Annotated in this window: 21 protein-coding genes and 1 pseudogene; 14 read left to right on the top strand and 8 right to left on the bottom strand. The window is 59.1% G+C overall.

The features are described from left to right. Positions 1–143: 143 nt before the first annotated feature. Entirely contained in the window at positions 144–3,062 is a 2,919-nt protein-coding gene (locus ACZ47E_RS23390; RefSeq protein ID WP_048902908.1) for an autotransporter outer membrane beta-barrel domain-containing protein, read from the top strand. A 58-nt stretch (positions 3,063–3,120) separates the two neighbouring features. Here the strand turns inward: ACZ47E_RS23390 and ACZ47E_RS23385 are convergent, their stop codons facing one another. From ACZ47E_RS23385 to ACZ47E_RS23365, 5 genes are all read right to left on the bottom strand, one after another. Next, positions 3,121–3,783 (bottom strand): TetR/AcrR family transcriptional regulator, encoded by a 663-nt coding sequence (locus ACZ47E_RS23385; RefSeq protein WP_022563171.1) that lies wholly within the window; start codon positions 3,781–3,783, stop codon positions 3,121–3,123. Positions 3,784–3,791: 8 nt separating this feature from the next. Next, positions 3,792–4,190: a DoxX family protein gene (locus tag ACZ47E_RS23380; RefSeq protein ID WP_022563170.1), complete on the bottom strand. Its 399-nt coding sequence runs from the start codon at positions 4,188–4,190 to the stop codon at positions 3,792–3,794. Between the two features lie 273 nt (positions 4,191–4,463). Beyond that, complete coding sequence (locus tag ACZ47E_RS23375; protein ID WP_022563169.1) at positions 4,464–6,266, bottom strand: NAD(P)/FAD-dependent oxidoreductase; 1,803 nt, start codon at positions 6,264–6,266, stop codon at positions 4,464–4,466. Positions 6,267–6,384: 118 nt separating this feature from the next. Beyond that, positions 6,385–7,458 (bottom strand): 2,3-butanediol dehydrogenase, encoded by a 1,074-nt coding sequence (locus ACZ47E_RS23370; protein ID WP_022563168.1) that lies wholly within the window; start codon positions 7,456–7,458, stop codon positions 6,385–6,387. A gap of 164 nt (positions 7,459–7,622) precedes the next feature. Further along, positions 7,623–9,509 carry a sigma-54-dependent Fis family transcriptional regulator gene (locus ACZ47E_RS23365; RefSeq protein WP_022563167.1) on the bottom strand — a complete coding sequence of 629 codons (1,887 nt, stop codon included), beginning with the start codon at positions 9,507–9,509 and terminating at the stop codon, positions 7,623–7,625. A gap of 285 nt (positions 9,510–9,794) precedes the next feature. On the opposite strand from ACZ47E_RS23365, the pseudogene ACZ47E_RS23360 reads away from it, so the two are divergent. Beyond that, positions 9,795–11,560 (top strand): annotated as a pseudogene (locus ACZ47E_RS23360) (diguanylate cyclase). A 239-nt stretch (positions 11,561–11,799) separates the two neighbouring features. Here the strand turns inward: ACZ47E_RS23360 and ACZ47E_RS23355 are convergent. Then, entirely contained in the window at positions 11,800–12,873 is a 1,074-nt protein-coding gene (locus ACZ47E_RS23355) for an NAD/NADP octopine/nopaline dehydrogenase family protein (RefSeq protein ID WP_048902907.1), read from the bottom strand. A gap of 387 nt (positions 12,874–13,260) precedes the next feature. Between ACZ47E_RS23355 and ACZ47E_RS23350 the strand changes: the two genes are divergently transcribed. The 10 genes from ACZ47E_RS23350 to ACZ47E_RS23305 all read left to right on the top strand — a co-directional run bounded on the left by ACZ47E_RS23350 (position 13,261) and on the right by ACZ47E_RS23305 (position 22,905). Beyond that, positions 13,261–14,241 carry a LysR family transcriptional regulator gene (locus ACZ47E_RS23350; protein WP_048902906.1) on the top strand — a complete coding sequence of 327 codons (981 nt, stop codon included), beginning with the start codon at positions 13,261–13,263 and terminating at the stop codon, positions 14,239–14,241. A gap of 53 nt (positions 14,242–14,294) precedes the next feature. Further along, the gene (locus ACZ47E_RS23345; protein ID WP_022563164.1) at positions 14,295–15,395 is read left to right on the top strand and encodes an extracellular solute-binding protein; all 1,101 of its coding nucleotides are present in this window, start codon (positions 14,295–14,297) and stop codon (positions 15,393–15,395) included. An 80-nt stretch (positions 15,396–15,475) separates the two neighbouring features. Continuing rightward, the gene (locus tag ACZ47E_RS23340; RefSeq protein WP_022563163.1) at positions 15,476–16,459 is read left to right on the top strand and encodes an ABC transporter permease; all 984 of its coding nucleotides are present in this window, start codon (positions 15,476–15,478) and stop codon (positions 16,457–16,459) included. Between the two features lie 9 nt (positions 16,460–16,468). Continuing rightward, complete coding sequence (locus ACZ47E_RS23335) at positions 16,469–17,260, top strand: ABC transporter permease (protein WP_048902905.1); 792 nt, start codon at positions 16,469–16,471, stop codon at positions 17,258–17,260. 3 nt (positions 17,261–17,263) lie between these two features. Next, the gene (locus tag ACZ47E_RS23330) at positions 17,264–18,334 is read left to right on the top strand and encodes an ABC transporter ATP-binding protein (protein ID WP_022563161.1); all 1,071 of its coding nucleotides are present in this window, start codon (positions 17,264–17,266) and stop codon (positions 18,332–18,334) included. Between the two features lie 53 nt (positions 18,335–18,387). Further along, positions 18,388–19,869 carry an NAD(P)-binding domain-containing protein gene (locus ACZ47E_RS23325; RefSeq protein ID WP_022563160.1) on the top strand — a complete coding sequence of 494 codons (1,482 nt, stop codon included), beginning with the start codon at positions 18,388–18,390 and terminating at the stop codon, positions 19,867–19,869. 10 nt (positions 19,870–19,879) lie between these two features. Next, positions 19,880–20,473: a 2-hydroxychromene-2-carboxylate isomerase gene (locus tag ACZ47E_RS23320; protein ID WP_022563159.1), complete on the top strand. Its 594-nt coding sequence runs from the start codon at positions 19,880–19,882 to the stop codon at positions 20,471–20,473. A 7-nt stretch (positions 20,474–20,480) separates the two neighbouring features. Then, entirely contained in the window at positions 20,481–20,987 is a 507-nt protein-coding gene (locus ACZ47E_RS23315) for a CMD domain-containing protein (RefSeq protein WP_022563158.1), read from the top strand. Between the two features lies 1 nt (position 20,988). Continuing rightward, on the top strand, positions 20,989–21,567 hold the full coding sequence (locus ACZ47E_RS23310; RefSeq protein ID WP_004445999.1) for a peroxidase-related enzyme: 579 nt from the start codon (positions 20,989–20,991) through the stop codon (positions 21,565–21,567). After that, positions 21,568–22,905: an MATE family efflux transporter gene (locus tag ACZ47E_RS23305; protein ID WP_006697836.1), complete on the top strand. Its 1,338-nt coding sequence runs from the start codon at positions 21,568–21,570 to the stop codon at positions 22,903–22,905. Between the two features lie 24 nt (positions 22,906–22,929). Here ACZ47E_RS23305 and ACZ47E_RS23300 read toward each other — a convergent pair whose 3' ends face one another. After that, complete coding sequence (locus tag ACZ47E_RS23300) at positions 22,930–23,193, bottom strand: hypothetical protein (protein WP_022563155.1); 264 nt, start codon at positions 23,191–23,193, stop codon at positions 22,930–22,932. Between the two features lie 311 nt (positions 23,194–23,504). On the opposite strand from ACZ47E_RS23300, the gene ACZ47E_RS23295 reads away from it, so the two are divergent. Together ACZ47E_RS23295 and ACZ47E_RS23290 are read left to right on the top strand one after the other, a co-directional pair. Further along, positions 23,505–24,107, top strand: coding sequence for a cytochrome c oxidase assembly protein (locus ACZ47E_RS23295; protein WP_278067642.1), 603 nt, complete (start codon positions 23,505–23,507; stop codon positions 24,105–24,107). Next, positions 24,104–24,604 (top strand): CopD family protein, encoded by a 501-nt coding sequence (locus ACZ47E_RS23290; protein WP_022563153.1) that lies wholly within the window; start codon positions 24,104–24,106, stop codon positions 24,602–24,604. Before ACZ47E_RS23295 ends, ACZ47E_RS23290 begins: the two co-directional genes overlap by 4 nt. On the opposite strand, the gene ACZ47E_RS23285 is transcribed toward ACZ47E_RS23290, so the two are convergent. Then, entirely contained in the window at positions 24,582–25,079 is a 498-nt protein-coding gene (locus ACZ47E_RS23285) for a DUF2231 domain-containing protein (RefSeq protein ID WP_004445991.1), read from the bottom strand. The two genes, ACZ47E_RS23290 and ACZ47E_RS23285, sit on opposite strands and share 23 nt — an antisense overlap. Between the last annotated feature and the right edge of the window lie 29 nt (positions 25,080–25,108).

The raw sequence follows: 25,108 nt of genomic DNA, 5'->3' as shown, positions 1-25,108 counted from the left end.
TGCCAATCGGCGAGAAGTGAAGTTAGTGATTTGTTAAGCATAATCCTCCCACCATCGCAGTTGCTTGGTTCAATTTTTCAACTAGGTCTGCGATGCAGAACAGCCGTTTCCTCCATAACGTTCTTGCATCCCGCCAATGCCTCATGTCGACGGCACTGTTGGTCGTGGCGCAGGCGACGCTTTCGCCCGCCTGGGCACAGGTATCGATTGGCGGCGACAGCACACCATCGGATCCCGCGCTCGTCGATGGCAGTGTCGACCTGGACATCGGTTTTACCAGTTTCGGCAGCTTGACCGTTTTCAATGGCAGCATATTGACGAACAACGCAGGCTACGTCGGCGGCGATGCGGGAGGATTTGGCGTCGTAACGGTCTCGGGCCAGGATTCGCGATGGGACAATCTGGAGAATGTCGTCATCGGGCAATATGGCCGAGGAACCCTCGACATCCTGGCAGGTGGGCTCGTGACCGGGGAAACCGGCTACATCGGCGCCAGCACCGGCGGCATCGGCATCGTGACGGTTTCGGGCGATGACGGTTCCGGCACTGCATCCAGCTGGTCTCTCCGGCAGGACCTGAATATCGGAGAGGAGGGGGCCGGTACTCTGAACGTCACGCAGGGTGGTCATGTTTCTATCGCCGGGCGGGTCAGCGTCGGTTCCTGGGGGCAAGGCAATGTTGAGCTTTCCGATAGTGCCACAATCTCAAGCTATGACGCCATTATCGGTATCAGCGGATACGGAGAGGCCCTTCTAACGTCGGGCTCGTCCTGGATCGTCACGGATCAGTTCACGGTGGGGTTGTTCAGCCAAGGCGATCTGCGGATCGAAGACGGCGCCAGCCTGACCAGCAGCCAGGGCTATGTGGGCGCCAATTCCGGCGGCAATGGCAACGTCACCGTCACCGGCGCGGGATCGAACTGGGAAATGACCAGCTTCAACCTTAACCTGGGCAATTACGGAACCGGCGTCATGACCATCGACGATGGCGCGAGGGTCTACGCGAACAGCGGCGTCTATCTTGGCATATCGGACACCACGGCCAGCGGCACGCTGAATGTGCTGGGTGCGCCGGGCGCGCGCGGGGTTCTGGAAACCAGCGGTTTCCGAGGCGGGCTGGGCACGGCGAACGTCACCGTTAATGGCGGCATTGTCCGCGCCATCCGAGACAATACGAATTTTTTCAGCAATTATGGCGCGCAGCAGGTCACCCTGGGTTCCGGCGGCGGTATCATTGATACCAACGGTCACAATATCCGCGTCGCTCCGGTAATGACCGGACCGGGTAGTCTTACGAAGGACGGCCCGGGCACGCTGACGCTCACGGGTGCCAATAGTTATGGCGGCGGTACGACGATTGCAGCCGGCGTCCTGCAGCTGGGCGATGGCGGGACGCGCGGCAGCATCCTCGGAAATGTCGACAACAGCGGCGTCCTGGCTTTCAATCGCTCCGACATAGTGACCTTTGGCGGGACGATTACCGGGACGGGTGGCGTTTGGCAGGTGGGTCCCGGGCAGACCATTCTCAGTGCCGATAGTTCAGGCCTCTCGGGTGTCTCCAGGGTGTATGGTGGCATCCTTTCGGTTAATGGTGTGCTTGGCGGGTCGATCGAAGTCGTAGGCGGACGGTTGCAGGGTGTTGGTCAGGTAGGGACTACGACGAATTTTTCCGGCGGAACCATCGCGCCGGGCAATTCGATCGGCACCCTTACAGTCGCCGGCGATTATGCCGGCAATGGTGGCGTGCTGGAAATCGAAACGGTTCTGGGTGGCGACAATTCGGCCACGGATTTGCTGGTGGTAACCGGTGGTGCGTCGGGCAGCACAAATGTTCGCGTCATCAATCTCGGCGGCGTCGGTGCGCAGACCAGCGAAGGCATCAAAATCGTGGATGTCAGCGGCGTATCCACGGGCGATTTCCACCTGCTTGGGAACTATACCTTCGAGGGGGACGCTGCCGTCGTTGCCGGAGCCTATGCCTATCGTCTCTACCAGGGGGGCATAAGCTCACCCGCCGACGGTGACTGGTATCTGCGGTCTGCATTGCTCAATGGCAGCGTTCCGATTGGTCCGCTATACCAGGCGGGAGCCCCGGTCTACGAGGTCTACGCCGCGGCGCTGCAGGGGCTCAACGAGCCTGAAACATTGCAGCAGCGCGTCGGCAACCGTTCATGGATGACCGGCACGAGCGAGACAGGCGCGTTGACCGAAGCAGCGGGGGATAAAACCGGCATCTGGGGCCGCATTGTCGGCCGCCACGCCAGCATGGATTCCCGGTTCTCCACCACCGGCGCCAACCTCGACATCGACACATGGCAATTGCAGGCCGGCCTCGACCAGCAGCTGTTTTCAGGCGAGGCAGGCAATCTTTTCGGAGGGCTATCGGTACGGTATGGCACCATTGCAGGTGACGTGACGTCGATTTTCGGAAACGGTTCAATCAGGAGTGACGGCTATGGTGTGGGTGGATCGTTGACCTGGTACGGGTCTGGCGGCTTTTACCTTGATGCCCAGGCCAGCCTGACCTGGTATGACAGCAGACTTAATTCCTCAACTGCGGCAACCCGTCTGGCATCGGACAATGGCGGCTTTGGCTATGCGATTGGCGTCGAGGCCGGCCAGCAGATCGCACTTGCCGACAATTGGTCGATGACTCCGCAGGCGCAACTTACTTATTCCAACGTTACGTATGATCGTTTTACCGACGTCTATGGCGCCGCCGTTTCGCTGGACGAGGGTGACGATCTTACTATCCGGCTGGGCCTTTCGACCGACTACCAGAACAGCTGGAAGGATGAGGGCGGCGACACCAGCCGTATTCATGCTTATGGCATTGCCAATTTCTACTACAACAGTCTGCCGGATAGCAGGACCGAGGTCGCCGGCACGGCGCTCGTCAACACCCGGGACAACCTTTGGGGTGGTCTCGGGATCGGCGGGACATATGCCTGGGGTAACGAAAAATACGCCATCCACGGGCAAGTGGGCGTCAACACAAGTCTCGTCAGTTTCGGCAGCAGCTACAATCTTGTCGGCACGGCAGGACTGACCGTCAGGTTTTAAGACGGGCCAGGGAAATGCCGACACGCGGTTCAATTTTCCGGGAGTGACTTGGTCTTGCTCAGCGTGAAACCGTGTCTGAAGGTCCGTAGATCTTGAGAAAGAGGTCCACGCCCCTTGCAACCTTGTGCTGGATCTCGGCGTCCGTCAGAGGCTGGCGGGCTCCGAGCTTTATCTCCAGATTGACAAAACCCAGCCACAGTCCGGTCAGGTCGTCCGCAGCGACGCCGGGATCAAGAGCACATAGTTCACTTTGGGACAAAGCCTTTGCGATAATCTCGGTGAGCATTTTCTGGCCGCGGCCGGGGCCAGCGTCGAAAAATTTGCGCGGTAGATCAGGATGGGCCGTTGATGCCGATGCGATCAATCTGTCCCATCCGTGCAGTTCACGTCCATTTATGAAATTAAGATAGCGCGTGCCGAAAGCGATCAAAGCTTCCTTGATCGACAGTGACTCGGACGCTCGAAACTGCCCGCCGGTGATCGTGAGGTCGGATTCTCGCTGGATCACCGCTTCGATGAGTTCTTCCTTGTTTGCAACGCGCGAGTAGATTGTCGCCTTCGATACGTTTGCATGGCGGGCAATTTCTTCAAGCGTGACATCCAGACCTTTTGTCAGAAACAGATGGCGTGCGGCATCGAAAACAGCCGTAACCTTTGCCTGGTCCTTCGGGCGGCCCCGTTGCCGTTTCGGCTTGTCAGCGGTCTGTTTCAAGGTCAGCAAATCTCCGTTCAGAAGGAGAGGATGGCGGCCATCAGCAGGCCACCAACGACGGTTACATGTTCCAGTGCAATCTGGAATTCCTGTGTCTTCCTCGGCTCCTCAAATTTCCAGAAAGGATGACCGAGAGGAATTGAAAGAAGTGTGAAGACACCCAGCGCGCCTGCGCCCAGCCAGCCCAGACCATGGATGTTCGTAATGATCAAGGCGGAGCCAAGCAATTGGCAGATGATCATTGCTACCGCGCACGTCCTCGGAAACCGAAGCCCGGCATCCTTCATCTCCTTCAGCACGAGGGAAAAGTTGAATACCCCAAACAACCCGGCCATCCAGAAAAGAAGCGTCAGCAGCACTCTGGCAGCGATGAGTGTGAGAGGATTGTCTAAAATGAGTGCTATCAAGTCCGGCATATCGTCTCCAATATAATTATCATACTCAAGGGTTTAGAAATTATTTTCTGAACTGTCGAGTCTGAAATATTGGTGTCGATATCCACATGGGCGAAGCCGCTTTCCCGGCGAGATATATTCGCGCCGATCCGGTTCGATATGCTGAAAATGGAAAGCCTGAATTGACAGGGCTTGCGCGTTGCAAGCGGGCTTCGGATGTCCGATTCTTGTTTAACTCAACAACGGAGGATGCTTACAAAAAGAGCGCCGGTAAAGCCGACGCTCTTTTTGTGCTTAGGCAAGGTGATGCGGCTTGCTCATTCCGTATATGGGTGTCTCGATGCCCACCTGGCGGGCTTTCAACTGCAGCGACAGATATTGGGAATAATGGCGTGACTGATGCAGGTTGCCGCCGTGAAACCACAGGGCTTCCTGCTGTGTCGGTTTCCACATGTTGCGCTGCTCGCCTTCCCAGGGGCCTGGATCCTTGGTGGTGTTGGAGCCGAGGCCCCAGCATTTTCCGACCTTGTCCGCCACGTCGCGCGAGATGAGATCGGCGGCCCAGCCGTTCATTGAACCGTAGCCGGTGGCGTAGACCACGAGGTCAGCCGGCAGCTCCGTCCCATCCTTCAGGACGACTGCGTTCTCTGTCAGATGCGAGACGTCGACGCCAGACTTCAGTTTGATCGAACCGTCGATGACCAGATCGCAGGCCCCCACGTCGATGTAATATCCTGATCCCCTCCGCAGGTATTTCATGAACAGGCCCGAATCGTCGTCGCCGAAGTCGAGCATGAAACCGGCCTTTTCGAGCGCTTGGTAGAACTCGGCATCCCTTTCCCGAATCCTGTTGTAGATCGGGATCTGGAACTCATGCATGATCCGGTAGGGCAGCGACGCAAAGATCAGATCGGCCTTGCGCGTCGTCATGCCGCCCTGAACCGCCCGCTCGGAATAAAGATCGCCAAGGCCGATCTCCATCAGCGAGTCCGACTTGACGATATGCGTCGACGAGCGCTGCAGCATGGTGACATCGGCGCCGGCTTCCCAGAGCGCTGCGCAGATATCGTGGGCCGAGTTGTTGGAGCCAATGACGACCACCTTCTTGCCGGCATAGGCATCCGGACCCGGATGCTGGGAAGAATGCTGCTGCTCGCCCTTGAAGATGTCCTGACCGGGGAATTTCGGCACATTGGCCTTGCCCGACATGCCCGTTGCCAGCACGAGCTGCTTCGGCTTGAGGACGACCTCTCTGCCGTCGCGATCGACGACGACGGTCCATTCGCCGGTCTTCTCGTCGTATTGGGCGGATTTGCAGGTCGTGGAGCCCCAGTAATTCAGTTCCATCACCTTGGTGTACATTTCCAGCCAGTCGCCCACCTTGTCCTTTGGGGTGAATACCGGCCAGTTTTCCGGGAAGGGAATGTAAGGAAGGTGATCGTACCACACAGGGTCGTGCAGGCAGAGTGACTTGTAGCGCTTGCGCCAGCTGTCACCGGGCCGCTCGTTCTTCTCTATGATGATCGTCGGAACGCCGAGCTGGCGAAGGCGTGCGCCGAGCGCGATGCCGCCTTGGCCGCCACCGATGATGACGACATAGGGCTGGGACGTGTAACCGAGTTCCGCCGCCTCGCTTTCGCGCTTTTCCTTCCAGGTCGTGCGGTTTCTGTCATGGCCGTGCTCCGCCCCCATCGGGCGGCGGAAGCCCTTCGGCTCCTCATGGCCCTTCAGTTCGGTCATGGTGGTCAAGAGGGTCCAGATCAGACCATCCTTCAAACGGATATGGCCATAGCCGCGGGCAACCCCCGTTTCGAATTCGAACCAGCCTTCGGTAACGCCGCCCGCTTCGGAAGCGGCCTCCCTGGTGTCCTGCACAAAGTTGGACGGTTTGGTTGCGGCAAGCTGGCTGGAAAGCATGTCGCGGACCTGCTCGCGGCCTTCGAGGGTCTTCAGGTTCCAGGTAAAGGTCACCAGATCTCGCCAGTAGCAATCCGCCTGAAACAGGTTGGTGGCGGCGTCCACGTCGCCTTTCGCCAGCGCTCCTTCGAGCTTCGCAAGGGCCGTGTCGATCTTGGTTCCGGGGCTGATATCGAGCATTTATTCTCCTCCATGATTGCTTGGTGAGGGTCACGGAACGCCGCTGCCGGGCGTTCCGTCAAAGCCTCCAAACCGCCGCCTTCAGGGCTCCTCTCCCTTCAGGCCTTGGCCGAGATGCTTATTTCGAGAGATCGATCAGGATCTTCAGGTGGGTGCCAGCCGGATCGAGGAGGGCGTCGAAGCCCTCTTTCACGGCCGTTTCAAGCGTGACGCGCTTGGTGACAATCTTCGTCGCCGGCAGGAGGCCGGATGAGATCAGGCTGATGACACGCGGCCAGTAATGGGTTGGATAGGCCCAGGAGCCTTTGACCTCGAGATCGCGGAACGTGACCTGGAACCAGTCGATCGGATTCTCATGCGGATGCAGACCTGTCTGAACGACGACGCCCTGCTTGCGCACAGCATCCACGCATGCCTTCAGGGCGTGTTCGTTGCCGACGCATTCGATCGCAACGTCGCATCCCACCTGGCCCTCGGTCTGGGCGCGGACGACATCGCCAACCTTCTCGCGCTTCGGATTGATGGCGACAAGGTCGGGCAGGACTTTCTTGGCAATCTCGAGGCGGGCATCGTTCAGGTCCGAGACGAACAGCTTGGTGGCACCGGCCGCTCGGGCCGCCAGCAGCGTCAGCATGCCGATCGGGCCGGCACCCGTAACGAGAACGCTGTTACCGGCGGTGACGCCGCCACGGTCGCAGGCATAGACGGCAACCGCCGTCGGCTCGACGAGTGCGGCCTCTTCATCGGTCATCTCGTCTGGGATCTTCTGGACATTATATTCGTGAACCAGCGCGGCTTCAGCCATGCCTCCGCCATTCCAGCTGAGACCCACGAGTGCGAGTTGCGGGCTGAGATGGAAAAGGCCGCGGTCGGCGAAGTAGTCGCCGGAGCGCGGCATGACGAGAGGCTGGATCGAGACGCGGTCGCCGATGGCGACCGAGGTCACGCCTTCACCGATGGCTTCGACAACGCCGCCGAACTCGTGGCCGAGGACCTGAGGGCCGTGGGCGCCGGTAAACGGATGCGGCTCGGTCGGGATGAAGATCGGGCCATAGCTGTATTCGTGAAGATCCGTTCCGCAAATTCCGACGAAGCGGTTGCGGACGATGACCTGGCCCGGTCCCGCCTGTCTCGGCTCGGGGATGTCCTCGAGCCGCAAGTCCTTTGCGGCGTGAAATCTGAGGGCGCGCATGTTTCCTCCTTAAGGCTGCTTTTCATGCCATCAGGAGGAGCAACCGCCGTGCCAGCCGAGCCGACCGTCGAGAGGGCTGGAAATCACAGCGTTTTCAAGGAGGGTGATGACGATTGCGCCACAGCTGTGGCGCAACAGGTGTGGCGGATGCCGCAATGAATGGCTCAGTGCGGACGCTCTATACCGAACCGTCTCATCCGGCGATGGAGCGTTGTGCGATCGATACCAAGACGGCGGGCGGCTTCGGAGACGTTGCCCTTGCAACTCGTGAGGACGGCACGCAGGTCTGCTTCGACGCTGTCGCCGACGCGCACGCTGGCAGGCTGCGACAAATGATCCGGCAGGTCCGTGATCTCGATCACACCATCGTCGCACAGTGCTGCGGCAAAGGCGATGGCATTGTCGAGTTCGCGGATATTGCCTGGCCAGCGATGGTTGAGAAGCAGCAGCCTCGCTGCGCCCGATAACGTCAGGCGGCTGTCCTTCGTATTGTGTTTATGGAGCAGTTGCTCGAGGAGCCACGGCAGATCCTCGCGTTCATGGAGCGGCTGTAGCGACAGGACGGCGGCGTTGAGCCGATAATAGAGGTCTTCGCGGAACCCGCCTGCCGCGACCATGTTGGCCAGCGATCGATGCGAAGCGGAGACGACACGGAAACCCACCTTGCGCGCGACCGAGCCGCCGACGGGAAGCACCTCGCCCTCGGCGAGAACCCTGAGCAACCGGCTCTGGGCGGCATAGGACATGTCGCCGATCTCGTCGAGGAACAGCGTTCCGCCCTCGGCCTCCTCAATCAGGCCCTTTTTCCCCTTGGCCAGCGCCCCGGTAAAAGCCCCCGGGACGTAACCGAAAAGTTCGCTCTCGATCAGCTGCTCCGGAATGGCGGCGCAATTGACTGCGACGAAGCGGCCAGAAAGCCCGCTCATCTCATGAATGATGCGGGCAAGATATTCCTTGCCCGTCCCGGTTTCTCCCTGCAGCAATATCGGCAGTCTGCTGGGTGCAAGTTTGACTACCTTGCGCCTGAGGTCGTCGATCGCCGGAACATTGCCGCCGAGCCTGTTGATCGCCGGCGATCGGCCGGAAGTGCGGGCAGGCGGCACGCTGCCTGTGCGTTGCTGCGGTTCTATGGCATGGGCAAAGAGCAGCGAGCCGTCTCGAACGGCGATCCGCCGTTCCTGGGGCAGGCTGGCCCGGGTCAGCGAGGCTAACTCGTCGAGCCCCGCATGAAAGAAGTCCGTAACAGGCTGGCCGATCAGAAGCTCGGGCGTGCGCCAGTCGAGACCGCGCGACGCGGCAAGAAGCCGGGCGCCGCCGTGGGTCATGCCGGTGATGCGCCCCGCACCGTCTACGGATATCGCCGCTTCCGGATCGACGTCGAGAAACTCCGGCGCTCCCGCAAAGCGCAGGACCAGATCGTGACGGCTGTTTGCCATGAGATTGGCAAGCTCGATCCGCCGCACCGTCGACGAGACGAGATGACGCGCCATGTTCTGGCTGGCTTTCAGGATTGGCGAACTGAGGAGTGAAATGTCGAGAACGGCCGCCAATGATCCTTGCGTATCATAGATAGGGGCTGCCGTGCAGGACAGGGGTGTGTGGGTGATGTCAAAATGGTCGGTCTGGTGGATCGTCAGGGCCTCGCCCGTGGCAATGCAGGCGCCCACCGCGCAGGTGCCGGCCCGGGGCTCGGACCACTCGGAACCGAGATAGAGCCCCGCTTTGCGCAGATTGTTGTTGAAGGAGGGGTCACCCAGGAATTCAACGGTGACACCAAGCCGATCCGACAACAGCAACACGTAATTCTGTTCGGCAACCTGCCGGTAGAGCCGCTCCAGGCCGGAGCGGGCGATGTGTACCAGATCTTCCGCCTGCTGACGGTGTTCCCGCAGCCGTGTTTCCGAAACGATCACTGCCTCGCGCGCCTGCGCCGGATCGAGCTGGTAGGCGTCCAGACAGCGCCGCCAGGACTCCAGGACAACGGCGTCGCGGCCCGTGTTGGTTCCCTGTCCGACCCGCTCGATTTCCTTAACGTGGTCCGTAAAACCCATCAATCACCGGCCCTCGAAGGCCGCCTCCCGTGATCTGCCACAATAACATAGCCGCAATTGTTCAGTGTGACCAATGCTTCGGCGAATGCCGGACATCATTTGGAACCTCGATCTCCGCGCGGGACGGAATGAATGATTTCCGTGGCGCTCTCGTTGACTGTCCAGTCAACTTCGGCCAGCTTGCTGAACTCTGGGTCTGCCGGCGCCGGCAATGTCGAGCAGGCACCATGCAATCGCAACCGGCGTCTTAATCCTCCCGCAAGCAGCGGTGTGTAGTATTAGAGAATGAGAATAAGCGCGATCACCAACTGGGCTTACGGAGTGACAGTCGTCTTGACGGCTTTGTCCGGCGCGGCCTTCATCATGTCGTCTCGCAGCGCCATCGAAGAGCGTGTCGCGGTGGAGGAGCATCTGACGCTGGATAGTCTGGCGGAAGACCTCGCACTTGGCGCAGAGGTCCGGTCCGACGAGGCTAGGCTGTTTGTTATGCGTGGCGAAGAACGTCATCTCAACGCGTTCCGGGCCGAAGATGGAAGCGAGCGAAGCCGGGAAGCCGCAGTTGACCAGCTCTTGTCGAAGGCGCTGCCGAAGGCCGAGGTCGATGCGCTGCGAAAGATCGAAACGGATGCGGACGCACTCGACAAGTTCGAGATCGCGGCGGTCGAAGCATTTCAGCGCGGTGAGAGGAGCGCTGCCCAGTCCACGTTGTTCGGCCCCGAGCATGAAAGACTGCAAGAGGATCTTCTGGCGACTGTCGCGCATTTTCGCGATTTGACAGCCGCAAGAACCGGATCGCAGTTGGCCGCGGCGCGAGCGCGTAGCGACTGGTGGAGCGTGATCGCCAAGATCATGCTGGGGCGACGGGGGGGCTATTCTTGGCGGTGCTCTATTTCATCCTGAGACGCCGGATCGCCATGCCATTGGTGCGAATGAGCGGGATCATCGATCGGCTTGCAAAGCAGGATTATTCCGTCGAGGTGCTGCCCGACAGTCGCCGGGACGAGATCGGCGAGATGAACACCGCGATTGAAATCTTCCGGGCGAGCGGCATCGAGCGCGATCGGCTCGACGCGGAACGACGGGCAGACCAACAGACCAAGGACCTCATCCTGCAGATGATGCACCGCCTGCAGGCCTGCCAGAACCAGGGGGAGCTCGCCAGCATCGTCGCGCGCTTTGCGCCGCAAATCTTTCCCGGCATTGCCGGCGGCCTTTATATCCTGAACGAAAGCAAGAATATCCTCAACCGCAGTTCGGACTGGCTAGCGCCTGACAATGCCGGAGACAGTTTTCCTGCGTCTGCGTGCTGGGGGATGCGCCGCGGGCGGGCGCACGCCAACGGGTTCTCCGACACCGATGTGCCGTGTCAGCATCTGGATGATCCGGATGCTATCGCTCTTTGCGTCCCGTTGACCGCGCAAGGCGACATGATCGGGCTTTTTTACCTGGAAGAAAAAGAAGGGCAGGCGCTGCACCTCGATGCGTCACGGCTTTATCTCGAACTGATTGCCGAAAATGTCGGGCTTGCTATCGCCAATCTGCAGCTGCGTGAGAAGTTGACGCTGATGGCTATCGAAGACCCTTTGACCGGGTTGTTCAATCGCCGGCATCTGGATGAAAGGGTGCAACGTTTCGCGAGCGACCAATTAAAGACACCACTTGCCTGCCTGATGATCGATATCGACCACTTCAAGCGCTTTAATGACGAATATGGTCATGATGCCGGCGACAAGGTCATGCAGTATGTGGGCCGAACGCTTCGTGACACGCTGGGCGATCACGGTGAGGCTTACCGTTATGGGGGAGAGGAATTTACCGCGCTCTTGCCGGGGATGCTCAAGGGCGACGCTGCTGGCTTGGCCGAAAAAGTCAGAACGGCAGTAAGTGCTACAGCGATTTCCCATGTCGGGAAACTTCTTGGAATCGTAACAATTTCCGTGGGTGTGGCAACCTCGCCGGAGGCCGGGCCGCTGGACACGCTGCTGGCACGGGCGGATGCGGCCCTTCTGCTCGCCAAGGCACAAGGACGCAATAGAGTTGTGGCCTCGTGAATAACCGGCAACATCCGCGTCGGGCCAATTACAGCCATGACGGAAAGCGCTCACTTAGCTATGCCGTAACGATGGCTGAGCCTGCCCAGCTGCTCATGTAATCGATCCAGGACTGCGGTTTGCGTACCAGCCCGCCGTTGCAGGAAGCCGATCTCTCTCAGGATCTGCGGATTGCCAAAGGCCCGCTGAAAGGCCCTCGGCTCCTGCCGGTCGGGATCACGGGCGGTTCCTCTGCTCCGTTAAAATCCGCTCTCGCAAAGCTCCCGCAGCTCGCTCGGACCGAGATGATCAAGTGAAAGCTCCGGCAGCAGGTCATTGTCTGCCTCCAGATTGTGTGCGACCGATGCGGTAAAGATGCGAACGCCTGCCTCGTGCAGGATCGCAGGCCGGTTGACTATGCGGCCGAGAAGCACGGTTGGGAGTAGACCGAACGGCACATCTTCGAAAATGTAGCGGCTTTGGATGGAGGAAGGGCCCATTCCGCCTCGTCCTTCACGATGCATCTGCTGGTTCATTTCGGAAACAGAGGCGAGGGGCACGTGGAAGGAGAGAGAAAAGTGTTCGCGAACTGTTTTGACCTCCAGGCCGAAGCTCTCGGCAATTGACAGTCGCTCGGCGTCGAGCGCCTCAATCAACTGACCGACCGCCGGTGTGACATGTTCGCCCTGTCCCCAACTCTCCGCCTTTTCCATCCTTGTCAGATTGAGCAATGCGATCCCGAGATGATTTTGAGGATTGAGGTTTGAGAGCGCGATGGCAAGCAAACCGTCACGTTCGACGAAGCGATCACCGAAGAGTTCAGTGCACAGGCTCCGACCCTCAGCGGCTGCCGACTTCGGCAGGGTGGCAAAGTCCACCTTCTGGCGGATGGTGTTGACGACGACGCTGCGCCCGTCGGTTTGGCGGCGGGCCGTCAGAAGCGTGGTCCCCCAAGCAATGATCGGCAGACGGAGTTGTCGTTCGGAAAGCCGCTTCGACAGATAGAGCGCTCCAAAGGAGCTATGGGAGCTGATGATGACGGGCAGTCCCGACCGCAAATGCGGCAGCGCCGCGTCGATGGCGGCACGATGACCGTTTGCAGGCATTGCAATGATGACCGCATCTGCATCCGCAACAGCAGTCTCGCAGGTTGCCGCGACCTCGACCGGACCGACGAAGTCCAACGCGCCGGTAGCGACGAGCGGTTCGCCTTCCGACAACGGCTTGGCACTGCGGCCGGAGGGCGACCATAGGCACGGATGATGCCCCGCATTGGCGAGGAAAGCCGCCATGCCATAAGCAATCGAACCCGCACCGAGAATGGCTATCCGCATGTCATCTGTCCTTTCGGTTGTAGGAGTGGACATGGCGCCACCCTCTGGTCTCTATCTTTCGCGTAGAACACAAACCGGTTCTGTACATTGCCCGCCGATCGTTGCGCAAATGCATCATTTTTTCTGGCGCGCCAGAGGCTGTGTTTTCGGTTCCCCTGCCTCATTTATCCGCGCGCCTGCCTACGCCCTCAGCAAATTCTGGCTCCTTCCAGTAAATGCATGTGCTGCACGAGCAAAAGCCACGCCCCGAGGCTTAATTTTCTGCACAGTTCGCAGTCAGCAAGCCATCTTTTTCATCTTCCGCGTCCCAAACGAAAAATTCTCTTTTGTCACTAGCAGACATCATGCGTTTAATGCACATTAAATTTGTCATAATGCAAAGGATGCATGATAGCGATGGAGATACGCGAACTGGAGGCATTTCTTGCGGTTATGTCCGCAGGCAGCATCACCGGTGCTGCGCGCCTGCTTGACCGTTCGCAATCCCAGGTCACACGTCTTATCCAGGACCTTGAAACGTCGCTTGGATTTCCGCTGTTTGATCGCAATGGCCCGCGCATAACGCCGAGTGACAAGGGGATTGCTTTTCATTCTGAAGCGGAACGCTTCATCAGCGGCATCGAGCATCTGCGCAATCGAGCGCAAAGGATCAGTCTCAAGGAGCCCGAACCGGTCGAGATCGCCGCTACGCCAGCTTTTGCCACGGGTATGGTGCCGCTTGCTCTCGCCGAGCTACCGGAAGCCCTTCTTCCGCATACGGTCTTTTTAAGAAGCATGCCTGCCGAAGCCGCCGTTCAGGCGGTGCTGGGGCGTACCGCCGATTTCTGTGTGACGTCGCTCCCGGCCGAACAGCCCGGCCTCGAAGCGCACGGATATTTTCAGGGCCGCTGTGCAGCCGTTCTGTCCGTTCACGATCCGCTGGCCGCCAAGGATGTCATTTCCGTTGCCGACCTGGCCGGCCAGACAGTCATTACGCTTGCAAATCCGTTCCGTCTGCGTCGCCGGGTGGACAAGGCTCTGCAGGAGGCAAATGTTCGTGCACGACGGATCATAGCGACGAGCGCGGCGATGAGTGCGGTGCAGATCGCTTCGACCGGGATGGGGATCGCGATTGTCGAACCGGCAACCGCTTACGGTCCCCTGACCGCGGGCGTGACTGTGCGACCGCTCGACGTCGACATCCCGTTCCTCTGGGGAATCTTCTCGGCAACAGCGCGCCCGCTGTCGGCCACTGCCCAGGAGCTGATCCAGCTGATCATCCGTGTTGCTTCCGCACGCATGCCCGATTTCACCGCTCACGATCCTGGCGCATCAGGACGTGTTGCGGATGTCACCTATGGGGGAACCGTCGAAGGCGACGTTCCCTAAAAATGCAAGTGCTCTGCCCATCAAACCGGTCAAACAAAAACAAGGAGATTGCCATGAAAGAGTTTAAAGCGACCCGTCGTTCCGCCCTCAAGCTGCTCGCTGCCGGCTCTGGCATCCTGGCGGCGCCCAGCCTGATGCGCTCCGCCCACGCGCAGGGCAAGGTCGTCAATATCACGACATATGACAAGTTCGTACCGCAGTCTTTCATCGACCAGTTTCAGAAGGACACGGGGATCGAGATCCGCATCCGTCTGACGGACGATCAGGGCAAGCAATATAACATCCTTACGGCTGAAGGCGCCACACCATCGACCGATATCGTGACGGTGACCGGCCACCGGCTCTCCCAGTTCATCGGCTCCAATCTCCTATCGCCGCTTGATACCAGCCGACTGAAAAACTGGGACAAGCTGGCGGCGGCTTACAAGGGTGCGCCGCAGCTCACCATCAATGGCTCAACCTACGGCGTTCCGCTTTTGGCGGGCTTTGAAGGTCTGGCCCGTAACACGGAGTACACCAAGCCTTCCGATAGCTGGGGCATGATGTTCGATGACGAATACAAGGGGCTGACATCCTACATCATTTCGGACTTCCTTTCGCTGACCATGCTCTATCAAGGCAATGACGGCGATTATGTCACGTACGAAGGCAAGGAAGCCGTTGCCCAGGAAGCCACCAACAAGGCGCGCGACTTCCTGATCAGCCAAAAGGACAAGGTTCGCAAATACTACGATGCGGGCTCCGAGGTTCAGCAAATGTTCCTGAATGAAGACATCTACGTTGCGCAGGCCTGGTCCGGTCCGACGTCCAAGCTGATCATGGACGGTCACCCCATCGAGCTGTCCGTTCCGAAGGAAGGCACCTACGGGTTCCTCTACTCCTTCAACGTGGTGAAGAACGGTCCGAATGCGGACGCTGCCTATACCTTCCTGGACGCTATCCTCGCCTCGCCGGAAATCGGGGCTGCCATGGTTCGGCAGTCGGGCTTCGCCTCGGCCTTTGATGGCGTCGACAAGCTGCTCAACGACCGCGAACGGGCCGCCATGGCGCTTCCACAGGACCAGATGGAGCGCATCAAGTTCTTCAGCTCGGTCAACCGGGCCATGAAGAACGCGATGATCGACAAGGCAGCTGCCGAAATCAAGGCTGCCTGAGTTACGGCTGCGATGCGAACCCGACCTCGGCCGGGTTCGCAGGACCCCAATAAAAAGCTTGTCCAGAGCTGGGAACGATCATGGTGAACACGACAATGACTGAACTGCGAGAGGAAGGCGCGCCAGCCCCGGCGCGTTATTCCGGATGGATTGGCAAGGTGACAGGCTCAGCCCTTTACCGAACCACCATAGGCCGGGTGGCAGACAGTCGCCATGCGCGCCTCGCACTCCTTGCCGGTATACCCGTGATATGGCTTTTCGCCCTGCATGTCGGGCCGATCCTGCAAATGGCCAATATCAGCTTCACGGACAACTATCCGCCTCAACCGAACGAGGCCACGCGCTATACGCTCGCCAACTATGCCCTTTTCTTCTCGGATTCGATTTACGTGCTGCCCTTCATACGCAGCCTCGTATTTGCCGCCGTCGTTACCGTGTCGACCCTGGTGATCGTTTATCCGGTTGCCTATTACGTGGCGAAGGTGCTCCAGCCGAAGCAGCGTATGCGGGCGCTGCTGCTCCTGCTCATCCCGTTCTGGGCCGGAGAACTGATCCGGACCTTCTCGGTCATTATGCTTCTGGCCAATCGGGGAGCCGTCAACGTCCTGTTGCGCGAGATCGGCGTCATCGATCGGCCCATCCCGATGCTCTACACGTCCTTCTCGCTGAGCTTCGGCGTTATCTACCTCCTGGCGCTCTACATGCTGCTCCCACTTTATTCAGCCATAGAAAAGATCCCGGTACAGCTGGTGCATGCCGCTGCCGATCTTGGCGCAAGCCCTTTCCAACGCTTCCGCCGCGTTATCCTGCCGCTGTCGAAAGACGGTATCGTGTCCGGATGCAGCCTGGTTTACCTCACCGCCGTCGGCGTCTTCGCCGCTCCGCTGCTGCTCGGCGGGCCGAACGCCGTCATCTTTCCGGAGGTGATCGCGACGCTTTTCCACTCTTCCAACGACAAATGGCCTGAGGGCGCTGCCTTCGCCATGCTGATGCTAGCCGTGTCGCTGACGACGGTTGGTCTCTTCATGCGCGTCGTTGGCGGTCGCTCTGTCCGGCTGATGTAGGAGATGACGATGCGGTCCCCCTTAAACGACCTTCCGAAGACGGCACTTGGCGCCTGTTATGCCATTTTCGTTATCTATCTGCTTTTGCCGCTGGCCCTGATGATGGCGATGAGCTTCAAGGATGCAAACTTCATCGCCTTTCCTATCAGTAACTGGACCCTGGACTGGTATGGCAGGGTACTTCAGGACAAGCAGTTCATCGAAGCCTCGCTTTATTCGGTCGGGATTGCGTTTGCCACTACGATCGGAGCGACCGTCATCGGTGTGTGGATTGCCCTGCTGATTTCGACCGAGGGCATCCGCGGCAAGGCCATTCTCTTTGCGCTCGCCTGCCTGCCTGCCGTCGTTCCCGGTCTCATCAACGCCATCTCAATGCGGATATTCATCCGGATGGTCGATATCCCCACGGGCACCTTCGCGATTATCCTCTCCCATACCGTCCATGCGGTGCCGTTTGTCGTGATCATGGTGCTGACGCGCCTGCGTTCCATGCCCGCCAATCTCGTGGATGCGGCAAGAGACCTCGGGGCTGACGCATTTATCGCCTTCATGCGCGTTACGGTCCCTTACATCCTGCCGGCCCTGATCGGCGGCATGATTTTCTGTGTTTTGACCAGCATCGACGATTTCGTGCGCACCTTCTTCCTGGGTGGATACAAGCCGACGCTACCGATGCTCATCTTCGCCAAAGTCCAGGGCGGCATGTCGCCAGAGATCAATGCGATGGCGACCATCGTCCTCATCGTCACCGCCGCCATCGGCCTTTATGCCGAGCACTTCACCCGCCGTTCGAGGAGCTGAGTTATGCAGCCGGTTGTTCATTTTAAAAACGTCAACAAGGCTTACGGCGCTTCTCTTGCTGTCGATAACCTGGACCTGGCGGTCGCGCCGGGCCAATTCGTTACCCTGCTTGGCCCCTCCGGTTGCGGCAAATCCACGACGCTGAGAATGCTCGGAGGGTTCGAAACGCCATCTTCCGGCGAAATCTACCTCGACGGGCAGCCGATCTCGCATCTGCCGCCCAACAGGCGCAACGTCAATATCGTCTTTCAGGATTATGCCCTGTTTCCGCACCTGTCAGTTCAGCGCAACATTGCCTTCGGACTTGAACTGAAGGGGCTGGATTCGGCGTCCATCCACCGCCGGGTCATGGAACTCCTCGGTCTCGTCAAGCTGCAGGATTTTGCCGGGCGTATGCCTGAGCAACTGTCGGGCGGTCAGCGCCAGCGCGTGGCCCTCATGCGGGCGCTGGCGCCGGACCCGAACGTCTTGTTGCTCGACGAGCCACTATCGGCACTCGACGCCAAGCTGCGCCATGAGATGCAGATCGAGTTGAAGTCAATCCAGCAGACGACCGGCAAGACCTTCATCTTCGTCACCCATGATCAGGAAGAGGCCCTGACCATGTCTGACGTCGTGGTGGTGATGAACAAGGGGCGGATCGAGCAGATGGGCGCGCCTGATGATCTCTATGCCCGTCCCCGTAGCCGCTTCGTCGCCGACTTCATCGGTCAGAGCAACTTTCTCGAAGGCCGATTGGTGTCTGCCGAGGGCGATGTTGCAACAATTGAATGGCAGGGCAGTCTGATCCGGGCCGATCTTAACGGCCATCATCACGCGGTTGGCAGCCACGTCACGATCGCGCTGCGTCCGGAAGCCCTGTTCTGTCTGCCCGAGCAGCCGAGTGATCGTTTTGCCCTCAAGGGCCAGATCGAGCGGCGCGTGTTCAAGGGCGCGCATACGACGTTGACGATCCGCCTCGATAACGGCGCGCTCCTATCGGCCCAGCTCGATCCGGTGGCGCTCTCGCATCTTGATGGCGAGACGGTCTGGGTGGGTTGGCGCGATCGCGACGCCGTGGTGCTCGCCGATTAATCCTCATGCCCGTCGGTGCCGATGGGCAACAGTGAATTTCAGGAGATCACCTGATGACTTTAGAACAGCAAGACCGGACCGAGCAGCAGAGACTAGCTGCGCTCAACGCCCGGGTGAGGCAGGATTTGTCCTACCTCAACTATCCCGCAGCAAACTGGTCGCAACCGGTCTCGACCTCTGACGGTCAGCTTGCCAGCGATGTCGTGATCATCGGCGGCGGCATGTGCGGCCTCGTCGCCTGGCATGCCCTGACAAGGGCAGGGATCGCCAATATCCGGATTGTGGACCGCGCCGCAAAAGGTGAAGAGGGGCCCTGGGTGACTTACGCGCGCATGGAAACCCTGCGCTCGCCCAAGAACCTGCTCGGACCGGCGCTCGGTATGGCATCGCTCACCTTCAGGGCTTGGTACACCGCCCGCTTTGGCGAAGAGGCCTGGGAAGAACTCTTCCGCATTCCGCGACCGATGTGGATGGAATATCTCAGCTGGTACCGGCAGGTGATGGAAATCCCGGTTGAAAACAACATCCACGTCACCCGCGTCATACCACGGCCCGATGGGCTTCTGGAACTCGAGATCGACGGCGGGAAGGCTGACCCGATCATCACCCGGAAACTGGTGATGGCAACAGGCCGTGATGGCCTGGGAGAACCGACGATCCCGGATTTTGTGAAGGGCATGCAACGTCACGTCAGCTGGGCGCACTCCGCCGACATGATTGATTTTCAGCGTCTGAAGGGAAAACGCGTCGTTGTCATCGGGGTAGGGGCGTCCGCTGTGGACAATGCAGCGGAAGCGCTCGAGCAGGGGGCCGGTGAGGTGCGTCTTCTTGCCAGACGCAAGACAATGCCGACGATCAACAAGTTGATGGGCATCGGATCATACGGTGTCACCGCCGGCTTCGCGAAAATTGACCCTGAGTGGCGCTGGCGTCTCATGGATTATTCCGTCAAGCAGCAGACCCCCGCGCCACACAATTCAACGCTGAGGGTGAGCCGACATCCCAACGCCTATTTCCATTTCGACTGCGGTATCCAATCGATGAAGGAAGAGGGCGGCGAGGTTGTGATCACCACAATCAACGGCCGCGTTTTTCGGACCGATTTCGTGATTTTGGGAACGGGATTCTCAATCGACCCCGTCAGTCGTCCCGAACTCGAAATGTTCAACGGGCAGATCGCCTGCTGGGACGACCGCTACACGCCGCCACCAGGTGAGGAAAACCCTGGGCTCGGGCGATTCCCCTGGCTGCAAGACGACTTCTCTTTCACCGAGAAAGAGCCGGGTACCGCCCCTTGGCTGCAGCAGATCCATTGTTTCAATTACGGTTCATCGGTCAGTCTGGGCAAAGTCAGCGGCGATATTCCGGCCATCAGCGAAGGTGCGCTCTGGCTTGCGCGAGGTATCGCCGCTTCGCTGTTCATCGCCGACATCGATCATCACTGGGAGGCGCTGAAGGCTTACGAAAAGCCTGAACTCGATGGGTCCGAATGGACCGATGCGGATGCCGACCCCACCATGCAGAAGACAGCCTGAGGTTAAGGCGATGAGCAGAAAAACCGTTTATTATTACCATGCGCTCAGTTCGCCCTGGGCCTATCTGGGCTGGCCACAGTTCAAGGCGCTGATTGAAAAGCACGATCTCGATGTCGTCGTCCGCCCTACCCGCATCGTCACCGAAAACGGTGGTGTTCCACTTCGTTCCAGACCTCAGCCGCGGCAGGACTACCACGCCGTCGAACTGGAGCGCTGGCGCAAACGTCTGGGTATGCCGTTGGTGCTGAAGCCCAGATATTATCCCACCAACAACGAGTTTTCCGCGCGCATGGTGATTGCGGCCGACAGGCAGGGTTTGCCTGCACTGGAACTCAGTCATGCGCTTCTGCGGGCACTGTGGGCGGAGGAGCAGGACGTGACCGATCCGGACGTTCGCATCGCCGTGGCAAACGGCCTGGGTCTTGATGGTCGTGCGCTGCGTGCGCTCGAAGACACGCCCGAGATCATGGCGGCCTGGCATGACAGCCACGCCGAAGCACAGGCGCGTGGTGTATTTGGAACCCCCACCTGGATTTACCGCGACACGCTCTACTGGGGGCAGGACCGCCTGACCTTCCTGGATGACGCTCTTTCCGAGGATTGAAAAAACAATGACACCTACACCTCCAGAAGACGTGATCGACCGCGTCCTCGGCCTTGATGAAAGCTCCGATCTGCTGAAACTCCGCGAGCGGCGCTCTAAGCTCAAACACCTGACGCAGACCAGCTATCTTGCAGCTTTGCGGCCGGCAGAGCCACGCAACTTTTCCTACGCCCTGCGGGCGGCACTTGCCGCGCGTATGTCCGCTTTGTGGAAGGCGAAAGAACTTCATGCGCACTACATCGAGCGGCTTGCCGAGGAGGAGGGAGGCTCCGACCACGCATCAGTCGCTGATCCGTCATCGGTCCTTCAGCACGCGGATTCCCGCCTGCAAGCCATCCTGAACCACGTCGATCTCGTGACCCTTACGCCGAAGAACGCGACCCGGGAAAACATTGAGAAACTCTATGCCGTTGGTCTCGACGACCGCGATATCGTCACGCTCGCCGGCCTGATTGCCTATGTGAATTATCAGGTGCTGGTCGTTGCCGGCCTCAAGATGATGAGGGACAATTAATATGTCACAGCCCGTCCATGAATTCACCCTCGATGCACTTGACTGGCATCCTTACGTCCAGCCTGTGGACCTTGCAAACGCGACCCCCGAGCAATTGTCGGCCCTGAAGGTCACCCCTTCCAATACCAAGGTATCGGCCTATGTCCTCGTGCTCGCTAACGAGGCGGAGGCGCTGAACGAGCGCACCCCGCTCTTCAACGATATCATGTATAGTGAAGGCGGATTGTCACGCGGTGGGCGCGAGATCGGCGCGCTGGCGGCATCCTTCGTCAATCACTGCATTTACTGCGCCGCTGTTCACGCCAACCGTTATATCCAGCTGGAGAAACGGCCCGAGGTCGTGGACGAAATATACAAGAACGGGCTGGATGCGGACCTTCCTGATTTCGAGCAGGCGCTGTTCAATTTCGGTGTCGATCTGACCGCCCATCCAGACAATGTGGGGGTCTACCAATTTTATCACTTGCGGGAAATCGGTCTGGATGATCTTGAAATTCTCGATCTCATCCATTCCATCGCCATCTTCGGCTGGGCGAACCGGCTGATGCATACGTTGGGTGAACCACATCGGAAAGAATAAGTGAAGGCAACGGCAATCACGGGGACCGAGGCAGCTGTCCGCCCGTTCGGCGTCGCGCATCGCGATGTCCTCAAAATCGCGATACCAATGATGATCGCCTATCTGTCGACCCCGCTTGTGGGTCTTGTGGCGACGGGCGTCATCGCGCATATGCGAAACGAGGCGCTGGTGGGCGGGGTGGCGCTGGCCTCGGTTATCTTCGATGTCATCTTCGTGACATTCAATTTTCTGCGCGGTGCCACCACCGGCTTTACGGCACAGGCAATGGGTGCCGGCGACCGGGTAGGTGAACAGCGCATGTTGCTGAGCGGCCTTATCATCGCACTGGTGGCCGGTCTGTTGTTGCTGCTGCTCCAGGGCCCGATCGGTGCGCTTGGCATGAGCGTCATGGGCGCGAACGGGATTGTCGCTGAAGCCGCCTCGACCTATTTCCACTGGCGAATCTGGTCGGCCCCCTTCGTTCTCTTCAATTTTGTCGCCTTCGGCTGGCTCATTGGTCGCGGTGAGGCCATGTGGAGCATGATCCTCCAGACGCTGCTGAATGGCCTGAATGCCGCCCTCAGCGTTCATTGGGTCATAGGGCTCGGCTGGGGAGTGGAAGGTGTTGCGATCGCCACTTTGGTTGCAGAAGCCGTGACCGCTGTGGCAGGCGCAGCTTTGATCCTGGCCAAGACCGATCGCTCCTCCTGGCGGCTTCCTGATATACCGGCTATCAGACGATCCTTTGCGGTCAACGGCGACATGATGATCCGCTCGTTCGCATTGCTGATCGGCCTGTCCTTCTTCACACGCCAGAGCGGCTTCCTCGGGATCGACGTGCTTGCCGCCAACACCATTCTGCTGCGTTTTTATTTCTTCGGGGTCGCCTTCCTTGACGGTGTTGCTACGGCGGCGGAACAGCTTGCCGGCCGCGCTGTCGGTGCACGTTATCGGCCGGCCTTTGACCGCACGATCAAGCTGACGACATTCTGGGGCCTGATTTTTGCAGCGCTGGTTTCCTTGGCCTTCCTGGCTGCGGGGGATTGGGTGATTGCGCTGACGGCGCCCTCCGACGCCGTTGCGAGACTGGCCGATACCTACCTGATTTACGTGGTGGTTTTGCCTGTTGTCGGCATCATCGCGTTTCAGATGGACGGCGTCTATATCGGGTCCACCTGGTCTCGGCAAATGCGCAACCTCATGGTGGCATCCCTGATCATCTATTTCGCCGCCTGGGCGGTCCTGCAGCCGCTTTATGGCAATGACGGCCTGTGGATTTCGCTTCTCTTGTTTCAGGGCGCCCGCAGCATCGCCTTCCGGTTCATGCTTCCGAAACTTGCGGCGGCGACGTTCCGGTAAAGATGGGACAAAATGAGTTCCCCATCACGGCTGTTTCTTCCTTGCCAGATTGAGGAAGGCTTCCGACGCCCTCACCAGATGCTTATGTGAAACGTCGGCGCGGACAATCAAGCCCTGCTCAATTCCGCCTTTGTCAACATTTTCAGGGGTATGGCCGGCGTTTTCCTCCGATCCCTGATCGTAGGTTTTGACCTTAATGATGCGGCGATCCACGCCGATGTTCTCCAGATATTGGACGGCGCGCTTGGCGCCTTCTTCGTCTTCAAAAAGTCCCGTAACGATTGGCATTGTTTCCTCCTTCCTCGCGTCCCGGCTGATGGTGAACCACGGGCGTGCCTCATCGTTCCTTCACATCGATCACGGGTTGTTGTCCCGATCGTGAGCAAAGAGGGGAACGCATCTCCCCAAGCGGAGTTGGGTGAGGGGTAGAATTGACATGGGGGCTCGAGACTTTGAGCGAAACAACTGTTCCGTACTGCGGACCAGCACCTGATTTCACCGACCTTGCATATGCATGGAACCTCGATCCGGTTCTCATCGCAATGATAGCGCTCGCAACCGTTCTGCTGTTTGGGATAGCGACCCGACAGGGGTCCTTCTTGCAGCGTGCCGCCATAATCTGCATTCTTGTCGTTGCGTTCGTATCGCCGCTTTGTGCGCTGACGACGGCCCTTTTCTCCGCACGGGTTTTCCATCATTTCATATTGATTGCCGTTCTTGCGCCAGTGCTTGCGCTAAACCTTGAAGGACGCCTGCCGCGCTTACCCTCGCGGCTCCCAGCCCTTCCGGAAATTCCGTTTCTCGCGCATACCATCGTCTATTGGGCCTGGCATCTGCCGCCGGGTTATTCATTCGCGCTTTCAAACTCCCTTGCTTACTGGGGCATGCAGCTCGCCTTGATTGTAACCGCTGTCTGGCTATGGAGGACGATGCTCGTCTCTGCCGGACCGGGAAGGAGAATTGCGCTCGCACTTGCAACGATGGCGCAGATGGGCTTCCTCGCAGCCATCCTTACATTTGCTCCTTATCCGCTTTTTGCAGAGCATCTGCTCACGACCGAGTCTTATGGGATGACAGCGCTCGAAGATCAGCAGCTTTCGGGCCTGATCATGTGGACATTAGGTCTTGTCCCCTATCTCGTCGTTGCGCTTTCCTCCGTCCGGACCATGCTGCACATGACTGCATGGCGGGGGGTGGAATGATCGCGCTCTTCAAGTTTGTCCATTTTTTAGCGATCTCTGTCTGGATCGCAGGCCTTGTCAGTCTTCCCGGTCTCTACGTGCAACGTGTGCATGTCCAAAACGATGACGATCGTTTCCGCCTGCAAAAGATCGTGCGGTTTTCCTATGTAAAGGTATTGTCGCCAGCCGCTTTTTTTGCGATCGCGTCCGGAACCACGCTTATTTTCCTGCAATCCACGTATTTATCATGGTTCAGCGCAAAGCTCGCCCTTGTGGCTATTCTTGTGTTTCTACACGTGCTTACGGGCTTGGTCATTCTCCGTCTCTTTAACGACGGCGAGATCTATCCTGTGTGGCGTTTCATTGTCGTCACGGCGTTCACCAGCATCATAGCCCTTGGCATCGTCTATCTGGCGCTCGCAAAACCGGAGATACCCGCACTGCTGCCTGACTGGTTCCATGAGCCTGGGGCACTAAAGCGTAACATCGCCCCCCTCATTCCTTGGGAGACACCATGAGGCCGATGCCGTGATCGAATATCAGCTTTCCGCCGTGCCAGCCCGCGAGCGCAGTAAGGACCGAAGCAAGGAGGGACAGGCCGAGTCCATGCGGCAAAATCTCGATCATGCCGAATGTCCGCCCTCCCCAATTGGCGCCTGCCACGGAGATCAGCGCTATTGCGGCCACACCGTGCGCCCAGCTGGCAACCCGGGCGCGAATTCCCGCGACAAGAAGCAGTTCCGCCGTGCCGATGATGCCGGCTGCGACGCCGCTGAAAAAAGCGCCTCCCGATGCCCAGACACCGGCGCGAACCCAGAACTCGTCTGCGGACCACCAGTAAAGGAGGTCGCAAGCCAATGTCGTGATGACAAGGGCAATAGGGAAATGAACGGTCATTGCGTGCAGTGGATGGCCGGCAACGGCGATTGCGGAGTCGGTCGTCTTCTCCTCCACCTTGGAGATGACCGGGTTGGGTGCGTCGCTTTTTTCCATCTGATAGTTCCTTTTCGACCGCTAACCCG

This window comes from Agrobacterium sp. 5Ca39, from assembly GCF_055382365.1.
The sequence above is the reverse complement of the archived record's forward strand: the minus strand, read 5'-3'. Positions and strand labels throughout refer to the sequence as shown.